The sequence below is a fragment of the Bacillus sp. ISL-18 genome, assembly GCF_018613415.1.
Taxonomy (GTDB): Bacteria; Bacillota; Bacilli; order Bacillales; family Cytobacillaceae; genus Neobacillus.
The window spans coordinates 96,995-122,537 of sequence record NZ_JAGGQG010000011.1 but is presented as its reverse complement, the minus strand read 5'-3'; the positions used below and the strand labels follow the sequence as shown (position 1 = coordinate 122,537).

Genomic DNA, 25,543 nt, shown 5'->3' with positions numbered 1-25,543 from the left:
ATCTTTTGAAGTTGTGTGTGGGGGGATTCTCTCTATCTTTTAAATTGAAACCATCCAAAATCAAAATGACTTCCTGGCAGAAAGATAAAGGTCACTTTTTGTATGCCGGTGATTCTTTCCAATTCAAACACTCTCTCTTCATATCCATCCGATTGCGTAAATTCGACAAGTTGATTGAATTCTCCTTCTAGGCCCGCAAACCGGATATGAATTGTATTTTTATCAATTGGCGACTTTCCATAAACAACCAGTCTCGCTGCCCCTTCACTGGCAAAATCCATTTGTTCAAATTCTAGCGAAACATTATTTCCGATTCCCTCAACACTATTTTCTGTTACTGTAAACGTATCCCCATAGATATGGTCAGACTCTGCAGCAAGATTTCTTTCAAAGGCTCTATTCTTCTTTTCAAAAGAAAATCCTTTTATATGAACCTTCTTTTCGAGGACAAAACAAATGGAAGTAATCCCACGGAGTCTTTTGCACAACCGATAGGTTTCTTCCTGATAGACATTCCACCTGGATTCTTTTTGATAGATCACATCCGCTAGCAACTCACTGCCCGCCTCATCAGGCATTCCTTCCCAAATCTGCAAGGAATACTCTTCGCTTGATAAGGCAAAAATGGGAATCGTTATCGTATCTGAACCATACGTTCCAAAGTCAATTCCACGAAAACCTACCTGTGTTTCACCATCTCTAGCGGTAGCAACCCCTCTTTCGTTTCCGTTACCAATTTCGCCTTTACTATAATCATAGAGTCCTGCTGAGATAAATCCATAAGGATCCTTATAGGCAGTGCCAAGACCCTCTACCGTAAATTCCAGCTGAGCGATTAATTTCGTTTTGTCCGTACCATTCTTACTGGTACAACGAACGCGGAATTCCCCGTCTCCTAATGCTGTAATCTTTGCTTCCTGGCCAAACGCTTCTACTACAGCAATATTCGACTCAATCCCAGTTTCGTTGACTACGCTCCACTCTACTTCACGGTAAGAAGTATTTTCCGGGAAAAATTTTGCTCGAACCATTCTCTCTTTTTGCGATGCATCAAACACTTGACCGTCTTCGCTGATGATTTCAATCTTACGAACAGGGATATCTTCGCTCATACCCATAACAATCGGCAGGTCCTGATTCCTCGTATGAGCAGAGATTCCTTCGATCACGACCTCTTTTATTGGCAGGGATTCAAACTCCAATTTCTGGCTATCTAGGCCTTCGGAGGACACTTCAAGATGAATCGCTCCGGGGTCTAATGTGGCTCCAATAATAGCCATTAATTTACCGCCGAATAGTCTTCTGCTAACCCCTTTGTACTGGTCATAATCGGTGCTGTCGCCATTATCAAGACCAATTAAGCGGCCCGCTCCGGTCACATCCACTCGTACCCGATTGCTGGCATTCTCTACTGGAATGCCATTCTCATCTTCCATGCTAATTTCGACAAAAATTAAGTCCGTGCCATTTGCCATTAGCTGTTGCTTATCTGCCTGTAAACAAATCTTCTTTGCATCACCGAAGGACCTCTTTACATCTGTTGCAATGATGCTTCCTGCCTCATCATAGGCAATCGCTTTTAATTCTCCTTCTTCATAAGGAATCTTCCACCAGCCAACAAGCTGTGCCCCATTTTCATGGTCAATTTCATGGGTTCCGATAGTGGTCCCATTGAACTGAAGTTCAATTTTCGGTGCATTCGAGCATACTCGGACATCAATCAGTTGTCCTTTATTAAAATCCCAATATGGCAAAATATGAACCATCGGCTTTATCTTGTAATCCGTCCATGCCGATTGATAGATAAAATAGGAATCTTTCTTAAAAGTAGCCGTATCAATCTGACCAAAATAGGAGTTCTTCGTATGGTACGGTGTAGGCTCCCCGATATAATCAAATCCCGTCCAAATGAATTGGCCAAGGGAGAAAGGTATATCTCTTTCAGCTAGAATACAAGCTTCAGCGGATTTTGCTCCCCAGCTCGTAGAACTATTTCCAAGGGCAGAACATTGTTCATCATCATCTGCCAGTATCGATTTTTCAAATGGGAAATGATAGATTCCCCTGCTTTGAACGACCGAAGCAGTCTCACTGCCGTAGATGATCCAATCCGGATGTTCCACATGGTGTTTTTGGTAATACTTTTCTGCATAATTATAACCAGCAACCTTCACGATATCTGCGCATTTTTGCGCATTTTCCCAGGGCATATAGTTCGATCCGATGGTTACCTTGGCATTTTCGTTTGGATCATATTTTCGTACTTCATCCATGAGCATTTTAGTCACTTCCTGCCCTCTCTCATCCGCATGGGTATCATATATTTCATTTCCAATACTCCACATAAAAAGACTTGGATGATTGCGGTCACGCATGACCCAGCTTTTTACATCAATAGCCGCCCATTCCTTAAAAAATCTTGCGTAATCATAAGTTGTTTTAGATCTTTCCCACATATCAAAAGCTTCCGATACAATCAGGAACCCCATCTCATCGGCTAAGTTCATCAGTTCTTTTGCCGGCATATTGTGAGCGGTTCGTATCGAATTGACGCCCATTTCTTTTAATATCTTAAATCTTCTTTTTAAGGCCGTTTTATTAAAAGCCGCACCCAAAGCCCCTAAATCGTGATGTTCACAAACTCCGTTTAATTTCATCCTTTTCCCATTCAGTTTAAACCCTTGCTCCGGGTTAAGTGTAATGGTACGAAACCCGATATTCTGAGATACGGATTCTATTTCTTCGTTTGTTGCTGCTGCCTTTAATTGAGTGATTATCAGATAAAGATTTGGCTGTTCCGTGCTCCAAAGATTTGGATTTTCAATAAACAAGCTTTGACGATTATGTACATTAGAGTTAGTTTTTAAAACAATCTTTTCTGATGATGCGGCAATGATTTTATCTTTATACATAATCGTATGTGAAAGTTGTACATCTTCATAGAGGTTGATTTCCGTGTAAATCTCAACTTGCCAGCCATCATCGTTCTGTATGGTTGTTACATAAATTCCATCTGTTACAATATGGTTCACATCTCTTGTTTTTAGCCAGACATTCCGATAAATGCCGGCACCTGAGTACCATCTGCTATTTGGACTTTGATGCACCACTTTGACGAGAATTTCATTTTCCCCTTCCACAAGGGCGTCTGTGATTTCATGTTCAAAGGATGAATACCCATATTTCCATTCTCCTGCAAACTGTTGATTGACATAAAGGGAAGAATCCATATACACGCCATCAAAGCACAAGAGAATCTGCTTGTCGTCTTTGGTGTAAGTAAATCTCTTTCGATACCAGCCTATACTGTTTTCATAAAGATTTAGTGTATTATAGATCAGCCAATCATGGGGTAAATCAACAGGTTCAAATGTTAAACCAGTACGATCAGTCACGTCCAGGCCGGTTTTAGTAAATTCCCAGCCATCATTAAAAAGTATCTTTTTATTCATTTACGTTTTACTCACCTCTGACTTATATTCACTGATATTGCAAGAGTTGTTTTTAAAGGGAGCTGGCTCATTGGCCAGCTCTAAGTCACTTTTCAACAAATTTTTGCACCTTACTTAGAGCCAATCCAATTGATACAGCTTCCTAAAATGTTCAAAAACTCTTGATTCATCAGACCCTGTTTAGTGTGAGCGGGTGTTAAACAACATACCCTTCCTTCTCCAAAAGAATGTGACCACCCCGCCACAGCTTGACCATCAATAGATTCCGCTTGTAAAAAGACATTGGTATTCGCCTCATCACACTGGACGAAATAATGTTCATCCGGAAATTCAAAGTAAGATGGACCAGGAAGGAATGAATCTTTTTCTACAGTAGAATACTTTACGATCTGGTGCTTTTCCGGATGATAAAGAAAAGATCCTCTTAACATCTTGGTGTAGCCGCTTTCAGAGAAATAGGATGCTAATCCAGAGTGCCAAGCCAACCAGCCTCCGCCATTAGATACATACCTAGTAATCTCCGAATCAAGTTCTTCGGTCAGCCAATTCTCCACTATTTCATCGTTAGGATTTAAGCGATTCTCCTTAAAAAGAATCACTCCATCTGGCTGATCTAAGAGCTCATCTATTAATGTTTCATAGGAACCAAAGACGAGTTGAACATCTTCACGTTCAAAAGTGGATCGAATCGCCTCCTCAAGACACTCTTTAGCCCACTCTGCCGGGTGATAATAATCTCCTAAAATAGCCAGCAATTTAACCATTCGTTATCCCTCACATCATTTGATTAATTAAATAGGCATAGGGTTTCCTTTATAATCAATGAAGACATATTTGCTTTCAACTGCCGGTCTTTTTTCAATAAGATTAAAAATTCCCTTTGCTGTTTCATCCGGATTTCCTGGGGCATTTATTCCACCCATATCGGTCCGGATCCATCCAGGATGAACAGCGTAAACCTGAATATTTTTCCCATTCACATATTTACTCAATTGTTGAGAAAACATATTTAGCGCTGTTTTTGATGCAGCGTAAGCATAATCTCCGCCATAAGCGTTTTCAATACTTCCCGCTTCAGAAGAAATATTGATAATCGATGAACCGTCGCCCAATAACATCAAAGGAAGGAAATGTTTGCTGACTCTCATTGGACCAAACAGATTGATATCAAAAGAAACTTGAACTTGGTCCAGGTCTAAGTCTTCTATTTGTTGATCCCGTCCCAACAGGATTCCAGCATTATTAATAATAGCGTCAATGGTTCCAAACTGCTCTTTTACAAAATTGGCAGCTTGTCTAACAGAATCTTCCTTTGTCACATCTAATGGAACAATCGTAATAGACTTTGAGAATTCAAGATTAGATAATTTTTCTCTTCTTTGTTCAGGATCTCTAACTCCTGCAACAATATGATGTCCTTTTTCTGCCCCTAATTTAGCGAGCGCTAATCCTAAGCCTCGGTTGGCGCCTGTAACCAAAATCCTCATATTCAATCACCAGCCTATGAAATTTAGAAGAAAGTCTCTTGTTTAATTGTCATTTTCTAATAGCTCTAAAATTATTTTCAAATTCTTAAAGGTATCCATATATGCATACCTTCCGCCGGTGTACTCGCCCTTTTGCATTAATGGCATTTGGTTTCTTTCCATTAAAGTAATTTTTTCTTTCATTCCTTTTATAATGAAAGCAATATGATGCGGACCTTCACCATGCTCATCGAGATATTCTCTCCATGTACTTGGATGCTGGTCTGGTTCAATTAGTTCTAATTGAAGTGAACCCATATCAAAGAAGGCAAGTTTAGCACGTGCTTCGGTTGAATTCCCGTTATATTCAGTTGCGGCTTTATCCACCGTGTCAGTAAGATTCCAGCCCGGATTTTCCACACCAAAGAAATCCGCATATGCTTGACTGGTTTTTTCAATATCATGAACAAGAATTCCAATTTGAGCAATTACATTCGTACCAAGTATATTTTTCTCTGTTGCTTGATCATTTTTTGCCATAAAATCCCCTCATTTCAGATAGTTAAATTGATGACATCAGCCTATACATTTTTCTTATCTGGGTAGATCATAATCTTGATACTGGTGTCTTTTTGTGTTCTAGCCCTCTCCACGGCTTCCTTGATATCACTTAGCGCATACTTATGAGTAATCACTTTTTCAATATCGCAATCAGATTTACCTAACGCCTGAATGGCCGCAGGATAGGTGTTTGCATAGCGGAAAAGACCGTAAACATCAATTTCTCCATCAATTAATTGATTAATGTCCAGGGGAATCTCGTTCGTCGTTGGCATTCCTACAAAAACAATTCTGCCGCCCCGATTAACCATTTTTACGGTATCCGAAATAGCCCGCTGATTACCCGATGATTCCACCACTACGGTAATACCTTTTCCAGCCGTTAGTTCTTCAAGCCGCTCTTTCACGTTTTCATTAAGCGGATCAATCACATCCGATACTCCCATTTCCAAAGCAAGTTCTCTACGAAAAGGAACCACATCACTTGCATAAATCTCCGTAACTCCAAACATTTTAGCTGCCTGAATGGCTAGTAAGCCAATCGGACCAAGTCCGCTAATAAATACGCGATCTGCTTGTGTCACCTTTCCACGTTTCATCGCATGAAAGCCTACTGACAGCGGCTCAAGCAAAGCACCTTCCTCATAACTCATGGTATCTGGCAATTTAAACAGCATATCGCTTCGAATCGTGATATATTCAGCCCAAGCACCATCCACTGGCGGTGTGGCCAAAAACACAACATCAGGGCATAAGTTGTATCTTCCCGACTTACAATAATCACATCTGCCACAAGTTACCCCGGGCTCTACTGCTACTCGGTCGCCCACGGATACATTGTTAACAGAATCTCCTATCTTTACCACTTCCCCGGCTAATTCATGTCCTAGAATGATAGGCTCTTTTACCACATAACGGCCAATTTTTCCATGTTCATAATAATGGACATCTGAACCACAAACACCAATACAATAGACTATAATTAAGGCTTCATCTTCCTTTGGTTCTGGTATACTGATTTGTTTGACTTCAATATCCAACGGCTTTGCCATCACTGCCGCGTCCATTAAACCTGTTGTCATATTCTTATTTCCTTTCTCAGAAGTGAGTTTAGTTTTCATCTCTTTCACGGTAGGTAAAATAGTCAAAATCAGCATGTTTTTTCCTGCCGCTTAAATCTTGGGCACATAGGCCAATAAAGGCGCCTGTGAAACCCTGGTCGAGTAAGGTACCACCCTTTTTTAGTTCCACATGATCATCCGATATTTTGCTTGCATCTAAGACTGGACCAATTTTAGTCCAATTCATACCGTCTTCAGAAAAGAAGAATTGCAGTTCTTCATAATGAAAATCGGCTTTTAAGAACACCTGGTTCCAACCTTCTATTGAGATTGGAGTGTCAAGCGGCTCTGTATATACCCCTTGGTCATTCGCCATAATGCCAATGCATTTGCCTAGCTCTTCGTCATGACTAATCCATAGATAATAGAAATTTCGACTGTTGTAATAGTAGACAAGTCCGGCCATCTGCTGGAAAGTTTCCGGTTCAAATTCCACAACGGTCTCAGCTGTTACCGAAAAGGCCTGCTGTCTGCGGGCGATCAAGCTTTGTCGATGTGAAGAACTAAACGATTCTCTTCCTTTTAATCTTAAATAACCTGGTCTTTCAGTAACGGAAACCCATTCTTCCGTAAATGGTACTCGAAGGGAACTAAAATGAATACTTAGTTCTTCCTCATCGAAATAATCGGTTTCTGGTTCTTTTTCAAAAGGGGCTTCAGGTAAAGAAGGAAGTTCCACTTTTGGATCCGGACTAGTAGTTCCATTGGCAAGCCTGAGCCATCCATCTTCCGTCCAAACTCCTTTTTGAATCGCTGTTTCCCTGCCAAGATTACAGTTCATCGAAGGCTTTAGAGGGCGTCCTGTTAGATGAACTAAATACAGCTCATTATCTTGTGTATGGACAATGCTGGCATGCCCCGCCTTTTGAAGTTCAAGCTCCGGTTTGCCGGACGAAGTCAAAATCGGTCCTGTTGGGTCTACCTCATAGGGGCCGAATAATGATGTGGAGCGTGCCACTGTGACCGAATGCTCATATCTTGTTCCGCCTTCAGCAGTCATCAAATAATAATAGTCATTGTGCTTATATACATGAGGCGCTTCTGTTAAGCCTAACTTTGTCCCTTTAAAGATATTATGAATCGGTCCAACTAATTTCTTCTCCTCTGGGGAATATTCCTGAAGTAAGATGCCGCCAAATGAATTTTTATTTTTTCGGTGATCCCACACCATATTGACAAGCCATTTTCTCCCATCATCATCATGATATAGAGATGGATCAAACCCGCTGCTGTTTAAATAAACGGGTTCGGACCATGGGCCCATAATATCGTCAGCCGAAATGAGATAGTTGTGAGTATCCTTAAATGGTCCAATATGACTTTTCACATCTGTGTAGATTAAGTAAAATGTTCCATTATCATAGCTCAAGCATGGAGCCCATGCTCCTCCAGAATCGGGATTTCCAAGCATGTCCAGTTGACTTTTACGTGTTAATGGATGGGTTAGTAATCTCCAATTCTTTAAATCTCGTGAATGATGAATTTGTACGCCCGGAAACCATTCAAAAGTGGAAGTGGAAATATAATAATCATCTTCGACTCTTACAATGGAAGGATCCGGGTTGAACCCTGGCAAAATCGGATTCATAACGAAAGGCACAACAATCTCCTCCTAAGTTGATTAATCACTGCGTTTATTAAAAAAAACTAATTTCATTATATCACCGTCTACTTTGTTTGCGCATTCGACAAACTAAGTTCTTTAAAAAATATAACCTATGAATGGACCATGTACAAAAGATGGATTAAGCACAGCTTTTAACACGGCCCATTAAAAGCTCCCTTCTATCCCTTGTATTTCTTATCAATGATTACCAAGCGTATGCTTCTGGTGCCCGTCCTCCGGGTCCAGGGAATATTTCGTCTACACGGTTCAATACTTCCTCATTCAATACTACTTCAACTGCGCGGAGTGATTGCTCAAACTGCTCCATTGTGCGGCAGCCAATAATAGGCGCAGTTACTGCAGGATTTGCAAGCAGCCATGCTAACGCCACTGTATCTTCTCTTACTTCCAGTTCTCTGCAAAGACCAGAAAATTGTTCTAATTGAATTCTGTGCTTTTCGATTCTAGCAGCGTCTCTGCCGCTTCTTGTGCCAGACTGCTTCTTTAAAGCATTCCCACCCAACAATCCACCATCAAGCGGGCTCCAAGGAATCACTCCAATCCCTAAATGCTGTGCGGCAGGTAAAACTTCCAATTCCGGAAGACGGCAATTTAAATTGTATTTATGCTGTTCAGAAACCAGCCCGAGGAAATGGCGTGATTCAGCTTCTTTTTGCGCCTCCATTAGTTTCCACCCCGAAAAATTGCTTGCCCCTATATATCCGGCTTTTCCTTGCTGAACCGTCAACTCAAATGCTCCCCAAATTTCAGCCCAACTGACTTTCCAGTCAACATGGTGCATTTGATAGAGTTCAATATGATCGGTTTGAAGACGGCGCAGTGAATCCTCCAAGTGCCGGCGAATCTTAAATGCAGATAATCCAGGAGTATTGTTTGGATCCTCTAGCGGATTGTGCATCTCTCCATAAACTTTTGTGGCAAGGACTACTCTCTCCCTGCGGCCGCCTCCCTGAGCAAACCAGCGTCCAATAATTTCCTCTGTTCTTCCTGCATTTTCGCCCCAGCCGTATACATTAGCTGTGTCAAAAAAGTTAATTCCTGCATCCAACGCCGCATCCATGATGCGAAATGCTTCTTTTTCTTCTGTATCTACACCAAAATTCATGGTTCCAAGACATAGGCGGCTAACTTTCAATCCTGTTCTTCCCAATGTAGAATATTCCAAGTGTGATTCCTCCTTAAATAAAAGCTTAATGGTTTACTATTTTTGTTATCTCCCTTAAGAATAAAATTCTGGTTTTAAGTAAGTGCCACACGTTGTTTATTTTTTGCGGATAATAAACACGCATCGATGACTTTCATATTACTGATAGCATCTTCTGATGGAAAACGGGGCGATGTACCGTCAATAATACTTTGGGCAAATTCATCCACCTGGATGGTATACTGATTTAGTTCCTTACTTGGTTCGGTTCGTGTTTCCCCATCAACGGTAACTTTAAAATCCCCCCCTAAATCGGAATTCACGATAAAGGCGTTTGGAATATCTATTTTTCCTTTAGTCCCTACAATTTGAAGGGTGTTTTGAAAATGAGCCCACATGCCGCACATAAAGGTAACTCCAATATTTTCAGGGAATTCCATTAAGCCGGAAACCATCATGTCAACATCGTCATGTTCTGGTGAGTAAAAAGCTTGTACCGTAACCGCTTCGGGTTCCCGCTCCAACAAATATCGTGCGGCACTTATCGGATAACAGCCGACATCGTAAATGGATCCCCCGCCCCATTCAGCACGATAGCGGACATTGTTTTTGTCTGCGGCATTATTAAAGGTAAAGCTCCCATGCAGTCCGCGGATGGTTCCTATTTCTCCAGAATTTAAAATTTCCTTAATACGTTCATATCGAGGGTGATAACGGTACATAAATGCTTCGCCTAATTTGACCCCCGACTCTTTGCATGCCGTAACCATCTCTCTAGCTTCTTCCTGATTTAGCGCAAGCGGCTTTTCACATAAAACATGCTTACCCGCTTTTGCGGCTTTTATGGTCCATTCTTTATGCAAATGATTTGGCAGTGGAATGTAAACCGCGTCGATATCAGGATCTTGCAAAAGTGCATCATAACTATCGTATGCTCGCTCGATGCCTAATTCAGCAGCAGTCGACCTTGCTTTCTCTAATCGCCGGCTGGCAATCGCAATCACCACACTAGATTCAGAGTTTTTAATAGCTGGAATAACAGAATGGATGGCAATATTGGCGCATCCTAAGACTCCCCAGCGCAGCTTCTCTTTCATTTAATTTCCTCCTATTCACCAACCAGCATGTTTGTTGGACGACCGAATTAAGTGTATAAAAAAATAGATTTTTTTGACCTGTCTCTACCAAGCAATACAAGGGGACTAAGCTTATATATTCTTCATGTCCTAACATGTTCCTTCTAATCTCTCTCTTTTTCATTAATTTTTCACCAATATCCATAAAACATCCCCGCCTTTATAGACGATGAAAATTTTTCAATCATTCATTTTTAGGCAGTTGGTGAAACTTGATTTTGAACCAAGACTTTTTTTTCCCATGCCCTGCTTTTCCATCTAAAGAACATGGTAATCCCTCTAACCCACTCATCTACAATAAAAGCGATCCAAAAACCCGGCAGTCCAAATCCAAGATGAATTCCTAAGAAGTAAGCCAGCGGCACACAAATCCCCCACATCGAGATAACGGCCATTTTAACGGATATGGTAGTATCACCAGCTGCTCTTAGTGAACTAATGACGACTAGGTTAAACGTTCGGCCGGGCTCCAAAATGAAGCAAAACAATAATAATTTGCTTCCCATAGAAATAATCTCTTTATTATCCGTAAAAATTGACAGGAGAGATTCCCGGAAGAAACAAATAAATACAGCAACCGTAAAGGTGAGGATAAAGCTGTATTTTAGACTATTTAATAATTGGCGATAGGCACCATCGAAATCACGGGCACCTACCTTATAACCTATTAAAATCTGTGTTCCCTGCCCCATGGCCAAGCCAAATAAAACAATATAAGAATTGACACTTTGTGTATAAACACGGGTGGTTAAGGCGGCAGCACCTAGAATAGCGATCATCGACGTGATCACTAAATGACTGGCGTTATAACAGAGTTGCTCACTAGCAGCCGGAATACCAATGTTTAAGATTTTTTTTACTTGTGTACGATCATTTGTTAGGTAATCTTTTAACTTAATATTCATTGGAATCCTTTTATACATAATCGTGAGAATCACCAATAGTGCTGCTGTTCTGCTTATTCCAGTTGAGATAGCCGTCCCTTTCACACCCAGTTGTGGGAATCCCAATAAACCAAAAATCAAAATACTATTGATCGCTAAATGAACCACATTCATGAACATAGACACAAACATCGCATCTCGCGTGTAGCCATTCGCCCTTAAAATGGAAGATACGGTTTGCAATAATGCCTGAATAAAAAGAGTTCCGCCAACAATGGAAAGATACTGCTTTCCTAAACCAGCAAGATGTTCTGGGAGATGAAAAAATGCCAAAAATTCGCCTTTGAAAATGACCATGATGATACTAATAATGAACCCCATGATGAAATTTAGTTTGATTGACATGGTCGTTACAATTTTAGCCTGTTCACGTAAACCCGCACCTAAATACTGGGAAAGGACTACAGCGGTCCCCATTGAAACAAAATTAAAGATAAGAATGGTAAAGAAAATAAGTTGATTCGATACCCCAACTGCAGCAACTGCATCATCAGAGATATGGGACAGCATGATCGTGTCCGTGCTGCCCATAATCACTTGAAGAAATAGTTCAATAAAAATGGGCCATGTTAACCTTAGCAAACTGATTTGCGGCACCGCTCCCTGGCTATTTGAAATTCCCATACAGATCCACCTTTGATAGGAAGGTAGAAAACATTAACACCTTGTTTCAATAGATTTTTCTATTTTGTTGATCTGCAATGCCTGATTTCCTGTAAAAATAAGTGTTAATGATATCCCGCCACTCTTTAGAATGTGATACTTGTTCTTCCAATCGATTTAAAATATCTTCATAACGTTCGGAATCTATTTTGCCCTCTAATGTTGTCCATCGTTCTTTTAATTGCTCTGCTTCCTGAACGCCCTCAAAGTGAGTATTGTAAATATGCTGAATCACTGTAATACCTGATTTTAACCTATGGGTATATGGAACATGGTGGAAAAACAATAACAATTCATCCGGACAGGCTTCTAGTGATTCATACATGTCGGCATTCTCTTTAAAATACTGTGCCGTGTAACCAGTACCTGTTTTTACGGTGCGGTCAACGCCAATACCACGGCAGTCAGCAAAATGATAGGTACCCCAAACCGAATATTCATACCCATCGACATTCGGTCCATAGTGATGATGCGGATTTACCATCCAGCCAACTCCAAGTGGTGAGGTATACTGTTCATAGATTTCCCATGATTTCAGAAGCATCTGACTGATTTTCTCGTTTACCAGCTGATCCTGCCCAAACGTTTGACCAATCCATTCCTTTGTAATCGTCTCTGCTTCAAGGTCTGGATTCCATGTTAAACGCCCATAGCCATATAGGTTCGCTTGTGCTAACGGATGTCCCGTCCAATTATAGTCATTTCCGATATTAGAAACGGCTGCTATACCTGAATAGCGGTATGGGTATACCGATCCGTCGACAATATGTTTGACAGGTGATTCGTCTCCATTTGCAAATGTCTTAAAATCAAGGATTTCCTTCCATTGAGGGACGAGATAACAAAGGTGCCTCTGCTGCCCTGTATATTCCTGCGTTACTTGAAACTCCATCATCTGGTTCGTTTGCGGCATGGCACCAAATAATGGGGATACTGCCTCACGTACCTGGAAATCCATTGGACCATTTTTTATTTGCAAGATTACATTTTCGTGAAACTTTCCGTCTAATGGTTTAAAGTGGTCATAAGCTGCCCTTGCACGGTCTGTAGAACGATCACGCCAATCTTGAAGGCAGTTATAGACGAAACATCTCCAGATGACTAATCCGCCAAACGGCTCTAAGGCTTCCGCTAGCATATTGGCTCCATCTGCATGGTTACGGTTATAAGTAAATGGTCCAGGACGGTGTTCTGAATCTGCTTTTACGAGAAATCCTCCAAAATCAGGGATAAAGCGATAAATTTCTTCTGCCTTGTTTTTCCACCATCTTTTAACCTCAGGTTCTAATGGATCTGCTGTGTCCAAATCACCGAGCGAAATTGTACTCGCATAATTAATACTAAGGAATGTTTTAATACCATATGCTCTAAATATGCTGGCAACTTCAGCTACCTTAGGAAGTAAACTGCTCGTAATTAAATTGGTTTCGACTTGATGGACATTAACATTATTAATGGAAATGCCGTTGATTCCTACTGAAGATAGCAATCTTGCATAATCCTGAATCCGATTTAACTCCTCTGAGAACACGTCGTCCTTGTAGAAAATGGATTTCCCTGCATAACCTCGTTCAATGCTGCCATCCATGTTATCCCACTGGTTAATCATTCTTAATTGATTTTTAGGAGATTCCACAATGTTTAATTTATTTATTTTTTCTCTATTCTGCATTAGTCTTAAAAGATGAAAAGCCGCGTATAATACCCCGACATCTCTTTTCCCTAACAAAAAAATCGTACTGCTAGTATCAGTGACTACCGATTTGATCATATATCCATCCTCATTGATTTGATCAAAATCAACGTCAATGTTACCGTCTAGCATAGTAGATTCTTTCTTTGTTGCTAATAAAATCCTATTTTTATAACTGACTCCCGATGAGAGTTGAGGTTGAATGTCCAGCATAGAAGAAAACGCAGTATTCAGTTCATTTAGCGCCGAATCGACTACAGCAGAACCTGCCAGACTATGAATATTCCCAGCCCATTTTAGATATTCTCCCGCCAACTCTGCATCATCAATTTTTGTGTACTGCAGCCATGCCGCATAACTTTCTTTATGAGTGACTTTGTATTGTTCGATTGTTGTATTTTCGATTGTGCTATTCATTATGGTTATCCTCCATATTCAATATTCTGATTTCCAAGTAAGAGAAGATAATTTACTCTATTATTTATCGATTAAATGCGTCCCAAGTCCCTAATAGATACATAATGCCAAGGGCACGATCATACAATCCATAGCCGGGACGGCATTGTTCATCCCAAATATGTCTGCCATGATCCGGCCTGATATATCCGTTAAACCCGCTGTCATGATAGGCTTTCATGATTCCAACAATATCCACGGTGCCATCTTCAGTCCGGTGAGATGTTTCAATAAAATCCCCATTATCATAAATTTTCACATTACGTACATGGGCAAATGGAATCCGTTCGGCAAATTCTCTTACCATCGCCGCAACATCGTTGCTTCGGCTTGAACCTAATGCCCCGCTGCATAGTGTGACACCATTATAGGGACTATCAACAAGCTTTAAAATTCGTCGAATATTTTCCTGGTTGGTTACAATCCGTGGTAAGCCAAATACCGGCCATGGCGGGTCATCCGGATGAATCGCCATTTTGATATCATGTTCCTCTGCCACTGGAATAATAGCTTTAAGGAAGTATTGCAAATTATTAAATAAATCTTCTTCTGTTACATTCTTATAAGCTTCAAATAGATTCGTAATATTTTCTAAGCGCTCCGGCTCCCAGCCTGGCATGGTAAAGTCAGGATTCCCGGCAATTTTATTCACCAATTCCATTGGGTCAATATCATTCACTTTGGCAGTTTCATAGAAAAGGGCAGTGGAACCATCTTCATGGGCTTTATATAAATCAGTCCTTATCCAGTCAAAGACAGGCATAAAGTTATAACAGATGACCTTTACTCCCACTTTAGCCAGTTTTTCAATGGTTTTTTTATAGTTTTCTATGTATTGATCCCGAGTGGTTAGGCCTAATTTAATATCCTCATGTACATTCACGCTCTCAACAACATCAATCGTAAATCCGTATTGATCAGCATGTCGTTTTACTTCTAAAATTCGATCCATTGGCCATTCCACGCCGGCCTGCATGTCGTGAAGGGCCCAAACGATTGTTTCAACGCCTGGTATTTGTTTAATATGATTGAGGGTTACGGAATCATTGCCCTCACCATACCATCTAAATCCCATCTTCATTCTGATATCCCTCCGTTAATTCGCACTCTCATTCGGTTTACAAAAGTTCACTTTAATATCTTCTAAGAGGTCCCTGCTATTTAATAAAAATACATAACACACAACGCTGGCCATAAATACAATGAAAAAATTAGAGGTAATCGTGGTCAGAAATAACGAAATGATAATGATACCGATATTTCCAAAGGTTACCTTTACCTTTTTGAAACTGTAATAAATAGAGAGTTTACAAATATCTTTTAATCTAAATTTAAAACCTGCATTAATTAAAAATGAATTCATCATGATAATCATTGTGATCAAAATACCTATGAAAAAAATGACCGATAGAATGTGATGAGGCACGGATGGATTTGAATTAAAGTATTGCAGGTCGACAAAAAGGATATATAGGACGAGAAGCAGCGGCAGCCAAAACTTCATTGTGTCTTTAAAATTCATCTTATATCCATGGAAGAAATCTCTTAATGGAGAAAGTTCCTTCTCTCTAATTAGTTTTCCAATTGAATAAAAAAGGGCTGATATAGAAGGTCCTGTCAGGATAAGGGCAAGAAAGTAAATGGTAATATTCGAAAACGTTGGTTGTAGTGTCATAAAAAAGATTAGGAAAATGGCGTTACTGATGACAAAGTAAATATTGGTCATGACTAGCCAATAAACATGATTGGTTATTGAAAAAAGGGTACCTTCGCCAAACTCTCTTTTTTTCATAAAAAATTCACCCATCCATTTTTTAGTTCTCATTAATAGAGAAAAATGGTTGTGAACGTGAGAAGTCACCTATCTCTCCACAACCATCTCTTCTGTTCGTTTCGTTTTTAAGTAACATGATAGGAGAACTGCCTGCAATGCTAGATGAAAATGATTACAGGCAGTCATCCAAACCCTTAAACTAATTACTTATTTTTCTTTTCGAAATCTTTATAAGCTTTATTAATCATATCTAAATATTTATCCATACCTTTAGCTTTTAATTCAGATACGTAACTATTCCAATCAGATAATGGACGAGTACCTAAAATGAACTTCGCTGTATTTTGTTTAACCGTATCCGTTAATGGTGTTGAAATAAGTGTTGCTTGTTCTTGATCGGTTGCACTCATAGGATAAGGGGGATTTACAGGTAATACCTCCTTATTTTTGTGCATACTATCTTGGAATTTAATTTCTTCATCGCTCATCGTGGATTGAAGGAGGTCAGTAGTTCCACCGTAAGCAAATGAACCAGTTCCAAATCCATAGTCAACACGTAAATCTTTCGTTCCAGAAGGATTTAGACCAAGGAAGTTAATATCTGGCATAAGAACGCGTTTACTATTTTCCTTCTTGTATGTTGTTCCTTCAACGCCCCACTTAGCTAATTCTTCTCCTTCATCGCTGTACCAGAACCAGTCAATAAATTGCAGCAATGCCTTAAAGTTTGGATCATCTTTAGCTTTAGCGCTAATCATGATGCCGTTTTCAAGCCTTGATCCAGCAATCACGTTTCCTTTTGGACCTCCTGGTACGTCGATTTTCGCAATGGAATATTTACCTGCTCCTAACGTTTTGTCCATACTTGTACGCATTGTAACGATTTCTTGAGAGTTACTGCTAATTACAAATGACTTGCCGTTCACAAATTTTTGAATCGCCTGATCATCACTTTGAGATAGGCTCTCTTTGTCCAACAATCCTTCTTTAATAAGTCCATTAAAGTAAGTTAACATTTCTTTGTATTCTTTTGATGCACCAGCAAAAATAAATTTATTTTTGTCTTGGTCAAATGTCACATAGTTTGTGGTCCCCCAGCCGCCAACAGTACCAAAAGTAGGAGCTGCATATTGTAATAATGCACCGAGTGGACTGACTGCACCGGTTGTACTCCAGCGATCAGAGAATGGTGTAACATCAGGATAGATTTCTTTTAACTTTTTCAAAGCTGCTTCAAATTCATCCCATGTTTTAGGAATAGCAATGTGATTCTTTTCAAAAATATCGGTTCTGACAGCTAGTGTGTAATCTGGCCAAACCTCTTCGTGTAAACCTGGGAGTACATAATATTTACCATCCGCTTGTCTTAAATTATCAATCTCAGGCTGCAAGTTCCATTTTTTCACTTTATCCATGTAGTTAGGCATGTATTTAACATAATCACTGATAGGTAAGATAGCACCTGAGGAAACAAATGGAGTTTCCTGACCAGGATATGTTTTAGGGATAATTAATGGGGCATCCCCCGAACTAATTAACAAACTTCTCTTTTGAGCGTAATCGCTCATTGGAACGACAGTTGGTTTTAGAGTGACATTGGTTCTCTTCGTAATTTCATTCCACAGCAGCCAATCCTTTTTATACGCATACCATGCAGCATCATTGTACATCGTAGTAAAGGTAATCGGCTTGCTTGCTTTAAATGTTTTTCCAACGCCATAGTCTGACATGGCAACTCCCTTATCTTTAGGAGTTGAGGCAGTTGAGCTAGTGCTTTTATCACTGCTGCACCCAGCCAATAAGCTGCTGATAGCGGTAACAATTGCAACTAAAAAAGCTAACTTTTTTAAAATCTTTGCCATTGAAGTTCCCCCACTTTTTAATTTTTATAATGAACTTATGTAACTAAGTTGCATCCAGGTTATTGTTTAACAGATCCAAGCATGATTCCGGAAACAAAGTATTTCTGAACAAACGGGTAAACCATTAAAATCGGTAATACTGTTAATACCATGGTTACTGCCTTGATATTAGCGCCAATTTGCTGTAAATCATCGGCAGAGGTCGCTCCAGCCGATTGACCCGATGTAGCTCCAGCCAAAAGATTTCTCAAGTAAAGAGTAACTGGGAACATGTTAGAGTTATCCAAATATAGAAAGGCTCCAAACCATGAATTCCAGCTTCCTACCGCATAGAAGAGAACCATCGTTGCTAAAATAGGCTTTGATAACGGTAAGATGATTTTTAAAAAGGTTCCATAAGTAGACGACCCGTCAATCGCTGCCGCTTCTTCCAATTCCTCTGGCATGGCTTCGAAAAATGATTTCATGATTAACATATTAAAAATACTAATTGCGCCAGGGATAACAATTGCCCAGATTGTATTGGTCCACCCAAGGTTTTTAATAAGGATATAGTTAGGTATTAATCCTCCGTTAAAAAACATGGTGAAAATAGCCATGGAAGTAAAGAACTTACGTCCCATCAAACGCTTCTTTGATAAAACATAAGCAAACATGGTGGTCATCACCATTGAAATCAGCGTCCCTAGTACTGTATAAATAATCGTATTCCGATAGCTAGTCCAAAACGTTTTGTCATGCAGAATGGTTTGATAAGTGGTAAGGTTAAACCCTTTTGGTATCAAGGTCACTTTTCCCGCGTTAATTTCGGCTTGACCACTAAACGACTGTGCAACAACATTTAGAAAGGGAAAAAGCGTCACGTATACAACAAATAATAAGATAATCACATTAATAACTTTAAAAATTTTGCTCTGTATGGTTTCCTTCACTTGTCTCTCCTCCCCTTACCACAATCCATTGTCAGTAAATTTTTTCGATAGAAAATTGGCAGAAAAGACTAATATCAATCCGATGATGGATTCAAACAAGCCAATTGCGGTTGCATAACTAAAGTTGCTAGATTGTAAACCTATTCGATAAAGATAAGTAGAGATAACATCCGAAGTTTCAAAGTTTAATGGGTTGTAGATTAAAAGGATTTTTTCAAAGCCAACCGCCATAATGTTCCCAATATTCAGAATTAGCAATGTAATAACAGTTGGAAGAATCCCTGGAATAGTGATATGGATGGTTTGTTTCCATCTGTTTGCTCCATCGATTTTAGCTGCTTCATATAGAGAATCATCGATATTTGTTAGCGCCGCTAAATAAAGTATGGCCCCCCAGCCCATTGTCTGCCAAACTTCTGAGGCAACATAGACCGGTCTAAACCAATTTGGATCTTGCATAAAGAGGACAGGTTTACCACCAAATAATTGAATTAATGCATTGATGGCACCACTGGTTGAGGTTAACTGTAAAATCATCCCACTAATAATGACGACTGATAGAAAGTGTGGTAAATAAGATGCAGTTTGAACAAATTTTTTGAATTTATTTGATTTAATTTCATTTAACAATAAAGCAATAATAATCGGAGCAGGAAAACAGAATAGTAAGGTTAAGCTGCTCGTTTTAAGAGTGTTTTTAAACACTTGCCAGAATGCTGCGTCCCCAACAAACATTTGAAAGTAATGAAGACCAACCCATTCTTCCCCAAATATATTTCCGCCTGGAATAAATCTTCTAAAAGCAATGATGTTCCCAATCATCGGTATGTACTTAAAAATCACTAGATAAATGATTGGTAAGACAATTAGAGAATAAAGCTGCCAATCCTTTCTTAGTGCTTTTATAACCAATGATCGTTTGGTAGTGGTAAGAATAGGCACTTGGAGTTCTTGTACTTGCTTTGAGACCTCAACTACCTGTTTCAATGAAATTCCCTCCTATGGTTTAGTTTTTTGTAAATCTTCTTTCAAATCAATGAGAAAAAATATAGAAAGAATGCTTATTATTACCCTCCCTCATCACATAGTTCGTCCGCACTACAAATTATCTTTATCTAGCAATTATTTACTATTAATCTTAAAATGGCGGACTAGCAACAGATTACACAAATAGTTTGTTTGTTCGCCATACGAACTATGTTAAACCCATTTTAACACCACATTTTTGTAGGTGCAAGCGGTTTCAGACATATTTATAAATTTTTTTATTAATCTATTATATTTTTGTTATCCTTTAATTACTTGCTTATTAGACCACTTGGAACAGTGGTTTTTCAGGAATGAAATGAATGGGAACATCCAGGAAAATAGTTCTCAACCATTCGGCCAAATATTTCATGCCAGGTACTTCACTTTCGGCATGCCCTAGTACTATTAATGCTTTTCGTTTTCCTTGATATGCTGCATCCCTCACAAACTCTGGGGTCTCCCATTCAGGTCCTTCTCCAGAAATAATTAAATCTAGATTCTCTTTCTCAAAAAGCGGGATCGCCAATGCTCCTCCACCTCTATAGCCTGCTAACAAACCGATACGGGTGCAGCGTTCAGATAACTCTCCTACCGTGCGCACAAACTTAATTCCCAGCTTAGCCTTGATGTATTCAGCAATTTCCAAAACAGTCATTGGAGGAATTTTTACAATCGTTGAGGTTGGATGGTTCTTCTCCACATAGGTTTTCCACTCCAATGCTTCAATCAAGCCTGCCATTATACCGTCTGGCTGGCAACGATGCAAATAATCATGAAAACGGTAGATCGCGATCCCGGATTCTTCGATAAGCCGCTGCTTTTCAAGAACAACTTGGCTATCTTCCACTATTTCGGAATTATCAATATGGCTATAATAGAGACCTTCATGGGTAATCAATAAATTAACCCCTAGGTTGATCGCCTGCTCAATCACGTGCTGTGTAGCCATAAACGTTGTAGCAATGCCCGTTACTTCCATGTTTGGATGACCAAACTTGAGAGTGTCCGCAGTGTTTTGCAGCTGTTCCACTGGTCCGATTAAATGATCGATAACATTTTGAATGGTGGTTGTCATTTTGAACCTTCTTCCCAAAAGTAATTTCACTCGTAGAAAGAGTTGCCCAGTTTCAAAGGCAACTCCTTTATGCTTAATGTTTAGATTCGTTTGATACTAATAGAGAGTCCGCTGTTTCAACCCAGATCGCCTTTTCCTGGGCTTCAATACATAATTCAGCCGCTCTGAATGTATGCTCTTGGGTCATCGCATTTTCTGTTCCGTTTAAGCAATCGAGGATAAATTCGCCAAAAAACGGGCAGCCAACTTGACCCGAAAGTTGAAAATGCTTCTCTCCTTGGTGGTTCACAAGATATAACTGATCACCTCTAGAATCTCTGGCAATATCAATATACTTCCTTACTTCAATATAACCGTCTGTTCCTAGAATAAAAACACGGCCATCTCCCCACGTACCGAGACCATCTGGTGTGAACCAGTCAACACGGAAATAGAAGGTCGCCCCATTATCGGCTACAAGGGTAGCATCTCCGAAATCTTGAAACTTCGGATACTGTTTAAAATGATAGTTGGCTATTTTACTATGCAGCACTTGCGCATCTTTAGCGCCTGAAAAATGTAAGAACTGTTCGATTTGATGGCTGCCAATATCACATAGAATGCCGCCATAATACTCCGGTTCAAAAAACCAATCCGGTCTTGATTTAGGATTTGCACGATGCGGTCCGGTACCAATCACTTGAACAACACGGCCAATCGCCCCGTCTTCAATTAATTGTCCAGCAAAGATGGAACTTTCTGAGTGCAGGCGTTCTCCATAATAAATTCCCCATCTCAAACCGGTCTCTACTACTTTTTGTCTTGCCTGTTTAACCTGTTCCATGGTGGTAAACGCAGGCTTGTCAGTGAAATAATGTTTACCATGGTCAAGAACACTCAAACCAAGCGGACCTCGGTCAGACGGAATATTCGCACTGGCAACTAGCTTAATAGCCGGATTGGAAAGGATCTCTTCCTCGGATGATGCCACTTTTGCTTCAGGGTATTTTGTCACAAAGCCTTGGACTTTTCTCGGATCTGGATCATATACAGCAACTAGCTGGCCTCCTGGTTCGATTAATCCGTTACACATTCCATAAATGTGGCCGTGATCTAAGCCGATTGCAGCAAATTGAAAGACTCCTGGCTCAACGACAACCTTTTTAACCAAACCTTTAGGCGCATAGTTCATCCCATTATTTCGATCCATTATTCCAGCTCCTTTTCCATTTCTAAATTGTTCAGTCATCAATTACGTCTTGTTGACTACCTGCGGTTCTCTTTTTTCACTTGCTCAGTCGTCAATATCGGCCCTTGTCTACCCGCGGGCCTCTGCTTTCTACTGCACAGTCGTCAATAGCGTCCATTGACTACCCGCGGGCCTCTTTTTTCTACTGCTCGGTCGTCAATACTACCCTTGTGCCTTTTTCAAACAGAGTTATTCATACTTTCCGCCGGTTGTAATCGCATTTTCCGAAAAACTCACGACATGATTCTTCTTTTCATAAAAATGGGTAGCATTCTTCAGAACACCATCCCTTGTATAAAATGGGCTTTTTTTATCTATTGGAAGTTTTACAGTTTGACCTGTACTGGAAGATTGATAGATGGCTGTAATTAGTTCCAGTGTTTTTCTTCCTTCCTTTCCATCTACTAACACTTCCTTTTTACCTTCTATCGCCGCTAATAGATCATCGATTTGAGCAGTATGCCCCTCGTATTCAAGATTTGGCAGTTGCTCATACGCTTCTTGCAATTTATGTTCTAATTCTTCATCCCTTTCCGGGAAACCATTTTCCTTTGACTTAGATGCTCGAACCTTCCAGGGCACGGAAACACGTGCCTTTTTTCCTTGAAATATCATTTGCTGTTCTTCTCCGTGATGAACAACCGAGCTCGTAATTTGGGCTAAACTGCCATTTGGATAGCGGAAAATGGCCACTGACAAATCCTCAACCTCCGCATTATCATGTGATGTATTACTAGCTATCGCGGTTACATCAGACGGCATTCCATTCATCCAATGGAAAATATCAATATGGTGAACCGCATGATTTAATGTACAGCCGCCGCCTTCTTTTTCCCAGGTTCCACGCCACCATAAGTCATAATAGCTATACCCTCTCCACCAGAACGAATCAACTTGAGTATGGACAATGGGGTCCATCAGCTTTGTATCAAGGACCGACTTTACCTTCATCATGGGATTGGTAAAGCGGTTTTGTGATACCACAGAAAGGATTTTACCGCTCTTTTCTTGTGCTTGATTCATAGCATCGCATTCTTCCAAAGAAGAGGCCATTGGCTTCTCCACAAGGACATGTTTTCCCGCCTGTAAAAAGGCAATCGATAGTTCAGCATGTGTATAAGGAGGGGTGCAAACAGAAACCAGATCAATATCCGGTCGTTGCAGCATTTCTTTATAATCGCTGTAAATGTCAACCCTTAGATTGTACGACGTGGCACTTTTTTCAGCCTTATCAGGATAGATATCACAAATGGCTACAATTTTACATCTTCCTGCGAACTGTTGATAGGCTCTAATATGTGCAGATGCAATGGCACCTGTCCCAATTATGGCTACGTTAATCATTTATCTGCCCCTTCCAAACTTGAATTTTCAATCCTTTTTACTGGAACCATTCCTAAACACCTGAATAAGACATAAAGCCGCCATCGACGGGCACGCTAATCCCTGTGACGAATCCGCTTGCCTCCTTATCAGCAAGCCATAGCAGCGTCCCAAGTAAATCCTCAGGTTTTCCTAATCGTCTCATCGGTGTATTGGCGATGATTTTATTGGTTCTTTCTGTATTGGTCCCATCTGGATTCGTTAACAATGCACGATTTTGTTCGGTTAAGAAAAAGCCCGGTGCAATCGCATTTACCCGGATACCAGCCTCAGCAAAATGAACGGCAAGCCATTGAGTAAAGTTTTCGATGGCCGCTTTGGCTGCGCTGTATGCTGGAACCTTTGTCATCGGACTAGGAGCACTCATTGAAGATATATTTATGATTGATCCTTGATGATGAATCATTTTTTTTGTGAAAATTTGAGTAGGGATTAACGTACCAATAAAGTTAAGGTTAAAGACATAACCAAATCCCTCTGTGGTCATATCAAAAAAGGTGGTTAAATCAGCTTTTTCAAGATCACTGATCTCAAAAATCTCCTTTGTTGTGATTCCTTTTGGATGATTTCCGCCTGCCCCATTAATTAATAGGTCACAGCTTCCATATTCAGAAGAGACAATTTCCTCCGCCCTTTTTACACTCTCAACATTTAGTACATCACATTCAATGGCGATTGCTTCGCCGCCAAAACTTTTAATCTCGTCTGTTACCTTTACTGCCTTTTCATAGGTACGATTTAAAATCGCCACCTTCATTCCTTGACGGGCTAACTCTGTGGCCATGCAGCCGCATAAAACGCCGCCGCCGCCTGTGACTACTGCGACTTTTCCTATTAAATTTTGGTTTAATGGAAGCATAATATCTGTGTCCTCCTTGTTGTCTACTCTGTTTAAACATTTTCAATTGTTCTCATTCTAAAACATATTAAAAGCTAGTAACCTTCCAAAAAGCTTCCTTTGGCTGGTGATCTTCATCGAACAATAATGGCCAGTTTTTACGTCCACGCACTGGAAAATCACTTAACCATGTATAGTCATCAGCAGCACCCCAGAACGTGACGGCTGTAATAACGTCACGATACTCTCTTAGTAATTCGAAAATTTGCTGATATCTCTGTGTCTGACGTTCGGTCATTTCCTCAGTAGGTTCCGTCAGGTCTGTCCGCTTGTCTTCAAATTCGAAAACAGATACATCTAATTCTGTAAGCTGGAGCTTCAAGCCAAGTGATGCATATCGTTCAATTGCCTCCCGAATTTGGTCCAAACTTGGGTTCGTTAGGTTCCAGTGTCCCTGAAGACCCACACCATGAATCGGGACCCCTTTATCAACCAACGATTTCACAAGCTGATAAATCTTTTCCCGCTTCCCTGGATTGGATTCATTATAATCATTGTAAAAAAGCAGGGCATCCGGATCAGCGGCATGTGCAATTTCAAATGCCTTTTCTATGTAATCTTCGCCGATGATGTCGAACCAATTAGTTTTTCTGTACAATTCAGGCCCTTCGTCAGTTACTGCTTCATTGACTACATCCCAGCAGTATATTTGTCCTTTATAACTCTGCATGACAGTCGTCATATGGTCTTTCATCCGTTGCAACAATTGATCCCTGGTTACTTTTTCTCCATCAGAATTCTGGAAAACCCAGTCAGGCGTTTGATTGTGCCATACCAATGTATGCCCACGCATCTTCATCCCATGACTTTGTGCAAACGTTGCCAATTTATCGGCTCGTTCAAATGTAAATTTGCCCTCTTCTGGTTGTAATAACTCAAATTTCATATCATTTTCAGCTGTAATACTATTAAAATGCTTTGCTAATAAATTTTGCTGGGATTCAATTGTACGAAGGTTTACCGCTGCACCAATGTTAAAAAAATTTTCATAGACTTTCTGTAATGAAGGAACCTTAACACTTGTTTTTGCCATCATTAAACATCTCCCATTAACATTTGGATTTCAAAAGTTTGTTTATACATACAACAAACTAATTCA

General features: G+C 40.1%; 20 protein-coding genes. All 20 read right to left on the bottom strand.

From position 1 onward, the window contains the following. Positions 1-32 precede the first annotated feature (32 nt). The 20 genes from J7E81_RS18235 to J7E81_RS18140 all read right to left on the bottom strand — a co-directional run bounded on the left by J7E81_RS18235 (position 33) and on the right by J7E81_RS18140 (position 25,477). Entirely contained in the window at positions 33-3,452 is a 3,420-nt protein-coding gene (locus J7E81_RS18235) for a glycoside hydrolase family 2 TIM barrel-domain containing protein (RefSeq protein ID WP_215044623.1), read from the bottom strand. Positions 3,453-3,562: 110 nt separating this feature from the next. Next, on the bottom strand, positions 3,563-4,216 hold the full coding sequence (locus J7E81_RS18230; protein WP_215044621.1) for a ThuA domain-containing protein: 654 nt from the start codon (positions 4,214-4,216) through the stop codon (positions 3,563-3,565). 27 nt (positions 4,217-4,243) lie between these two features. Further along, on the bottom strand, positions 4,244-4,939 hold the full coding sequence (locus J7E81_RS18225; protein WP_215044619.1) for an SDR family oxidoreductase: 696 nt from the start codon (positions 4,937-4,939) through the stop codon (positions 4,244-4,246). 42 nt (positions 4,940-4,981) lie between these two features. Continuing rightward, the gene (locus J7E81_RS18220; RefSeq protein WP_215044617.1) at positions 4,982-5,458 is read right to left on the bottom strand and encodes a VOC family protein; all 477 of its coding nucleotides are present in this window, start codon (positions 5,456-5,458) and stop codon (positions 4,982-4,984) included. A gap of 41 nt (positions 5,459-5,499) precedes the next feature. Beyond that, the gene (locus tag J7E81_RS18215; protein WP_215044615.1) at positions 5,500-6,561 is read right to left on the bottom strand and encodes an NAD(P)-dependent alcohol dehydrogenase; all 1,062 of its coding nucleotides are present in this window, start codon (positions 6,559-6,561) and stop codon (positions 5,500-5,502) included. Positions 6,562-6,589: 28 nt separating this feature from the next. Continuing rightward, positions 6,590-8,200 (bottom strand): glycoside hydrolase family 43 protein, encoded by a 1,611-nt coding sequence (locus J7E81_RS18210; protein ID WP_308162233.1) that lies wholly within the window; start codon positions 8,198-8,200, stop codon positions 6,590-6,592. A gap of 211 nt (positions 8,201-8,411) precedes the next feature. Then, complete coding sequence (locus tag J7E81_RS18205; RefSeq protein ID WP_215044613.1) at positions 8,412-9,392, bottom strand: aldo/keto reductase; 981 nt, start codon at positions 9,390-9,392, stop codon at positions 8,412-8,414. A gap of 74 nt (positions 9,393-9,466) precedes the next feature. Further along, positions 9,467-10,468, bottom strand: a complete 1,002-nt coding sequence (locus J7E81_RS18200; protein WP_215044611.1) for a Gfo/Idh/MocA family protein — start codon at positions 10,466-10,468, stop codon at positions 9,467-9,469. A gap of 233 nt (positions 10,469-10,701) precedes the next feature. Next, complete coding sequence (locus J7E81_RS18195) at positions 10,702-12,075, bottom strand: MATE family efflux transporter (protein ID WP_215044609.1); 1,374 nt, start codon at positions 12,073-12,075, stop codon at positions 10,702-10,704. Positions 12,076-12,121: 46 nt separating this feature from the next. Beyond that, a complete protein-coding gene (locus tag J7E81_RS18190) occupies positions 12,122-14,224 on the bottom strand; it encodes an alpha-glucuronidase family glycosyl hydrolase (RefSeq protein WP_215044608.1) in 2,103 nt (700 codons plus the stop codon). Between the two features lie 64 nt (positions 14,225-14,288). Next, positions 14,289-15,344 carry a mannonate dehydratase gene (gene uxuA / locus J7E81_RS18185; protein ID WP_215044605.1) on the bottom strand — a complete coding sequence of 352 codons (1,056 nt, stop codon included), beginning with the start codon at positions 15,342-15,344 and terminating at the stop codon, positions 14,289-14,291. 15 nt (positions 15,345-15,359) lie between these two features. Then, positions 15,360-16,055 carry a DUF624 domain-containing protein gene (locus J7E81_RS18180; protein ID WP_215044603.1) on the bottom strand — a complete coding sequence of 232 codons (696 nt, stop codon included), beginning with the start codon at positions 16,053-16,055 and terminating at the stop codon, positions 15,360-15,362. Positions 16,056-16,240: 185 nt separating this feature from the next. Then, entirely contained in the window at positions 16,241-17,899 is a 1,659-nt protein-coding gene (locus J7E81_RS18175) for an ABC transporter substrate-binding protein (protein WP_215044602.1), read from the bottom strand. A gap of 59 nt (positions 17,900-17,958) precedes the next feature. Then, entirely contained in the window at positions 17,959-18,831 is an 873-nt protein-coding gene (locus tag J7E81_RS18170; RefSeq protein ID WP_215044600.1) for a carbohydrate ABC transporter permease, read from the bottom strand. 15 nt (positions 18,832-18,846) lie between these two features. Continuing rightward, positions 18,847-19,773, bottom strand: coding sequence for an ABC transporter permease (locus tag J7E81_RS18165; protein WP_308162239.1), 927 nt, complete (start codon positions 19,771-19,773; stop codon positions 18,847-18,849). A gap of 367 nt (positions 19,774-20,140) precedes the next feature. Beyond that, positions 20,141-20,935 carry a Nif3-like dinuclear metal center hexameric protein gene (locus J7E81_RS18160; protein ID WP_215044598.1) on the bottom strand — a complete coding sequence of 265 codons (795 nt, stop codon included), beginning with the start codon at positions 20,933-20,935 and terminating at the stop codon, positions 20,141-20,143. 73 nt (positions 20,936-21,008) lie between these two features. Next, positions 21,009-22,124 carry a Gfo/Idh/MocA family protein gene (locus J7E81_RS18155; protein ID WP_215044596.1) on the bottom strand — a complete coding sequence of 372 codons (1,116 nt, stop codon included), beginning with the start codon at positions 22,122-22,124 and terminating at the stop codon, positions 21,009-21,011. Positions 22,125-22,352: 228 nt separating this feature from the next. Then, entirely contained in the window at positions 22,353-23,507 is a 1,155-nt protein-coding gene (locus J7E81_RS18150) for a Gfo/Idh/MocA family protein (RefSeq protein WP_215044594.1), read from the bottom strand. Between the two features lie 52 nt (positions 23,508-23,559). Beyond that, positions 23,560-24,405, bottom strand: coding sequence for an SDR family oxidoreductase (locus J7E81_RS18145; protein ID WP_215044593.1), 846 nt, complete (start codon positions 24,403-24,405; stop codon positions 23,560-23,562). Positions 24,406-24,472: 67 nt separating this feature from the next. Then, positions 24,473-25,477: an endo-1,4-beta-xylanase gene (locus tag J7E81_RS18140; protein ID WP_215044590.1), complete on the bottom strand. Its 1,005-nt coding sequence runs from the start codon at positions 25,475-25,477 to the stop codon at positions 24,473-24,475. Positions 25,478-25,543: the final 66 nt, after the last annotated feature.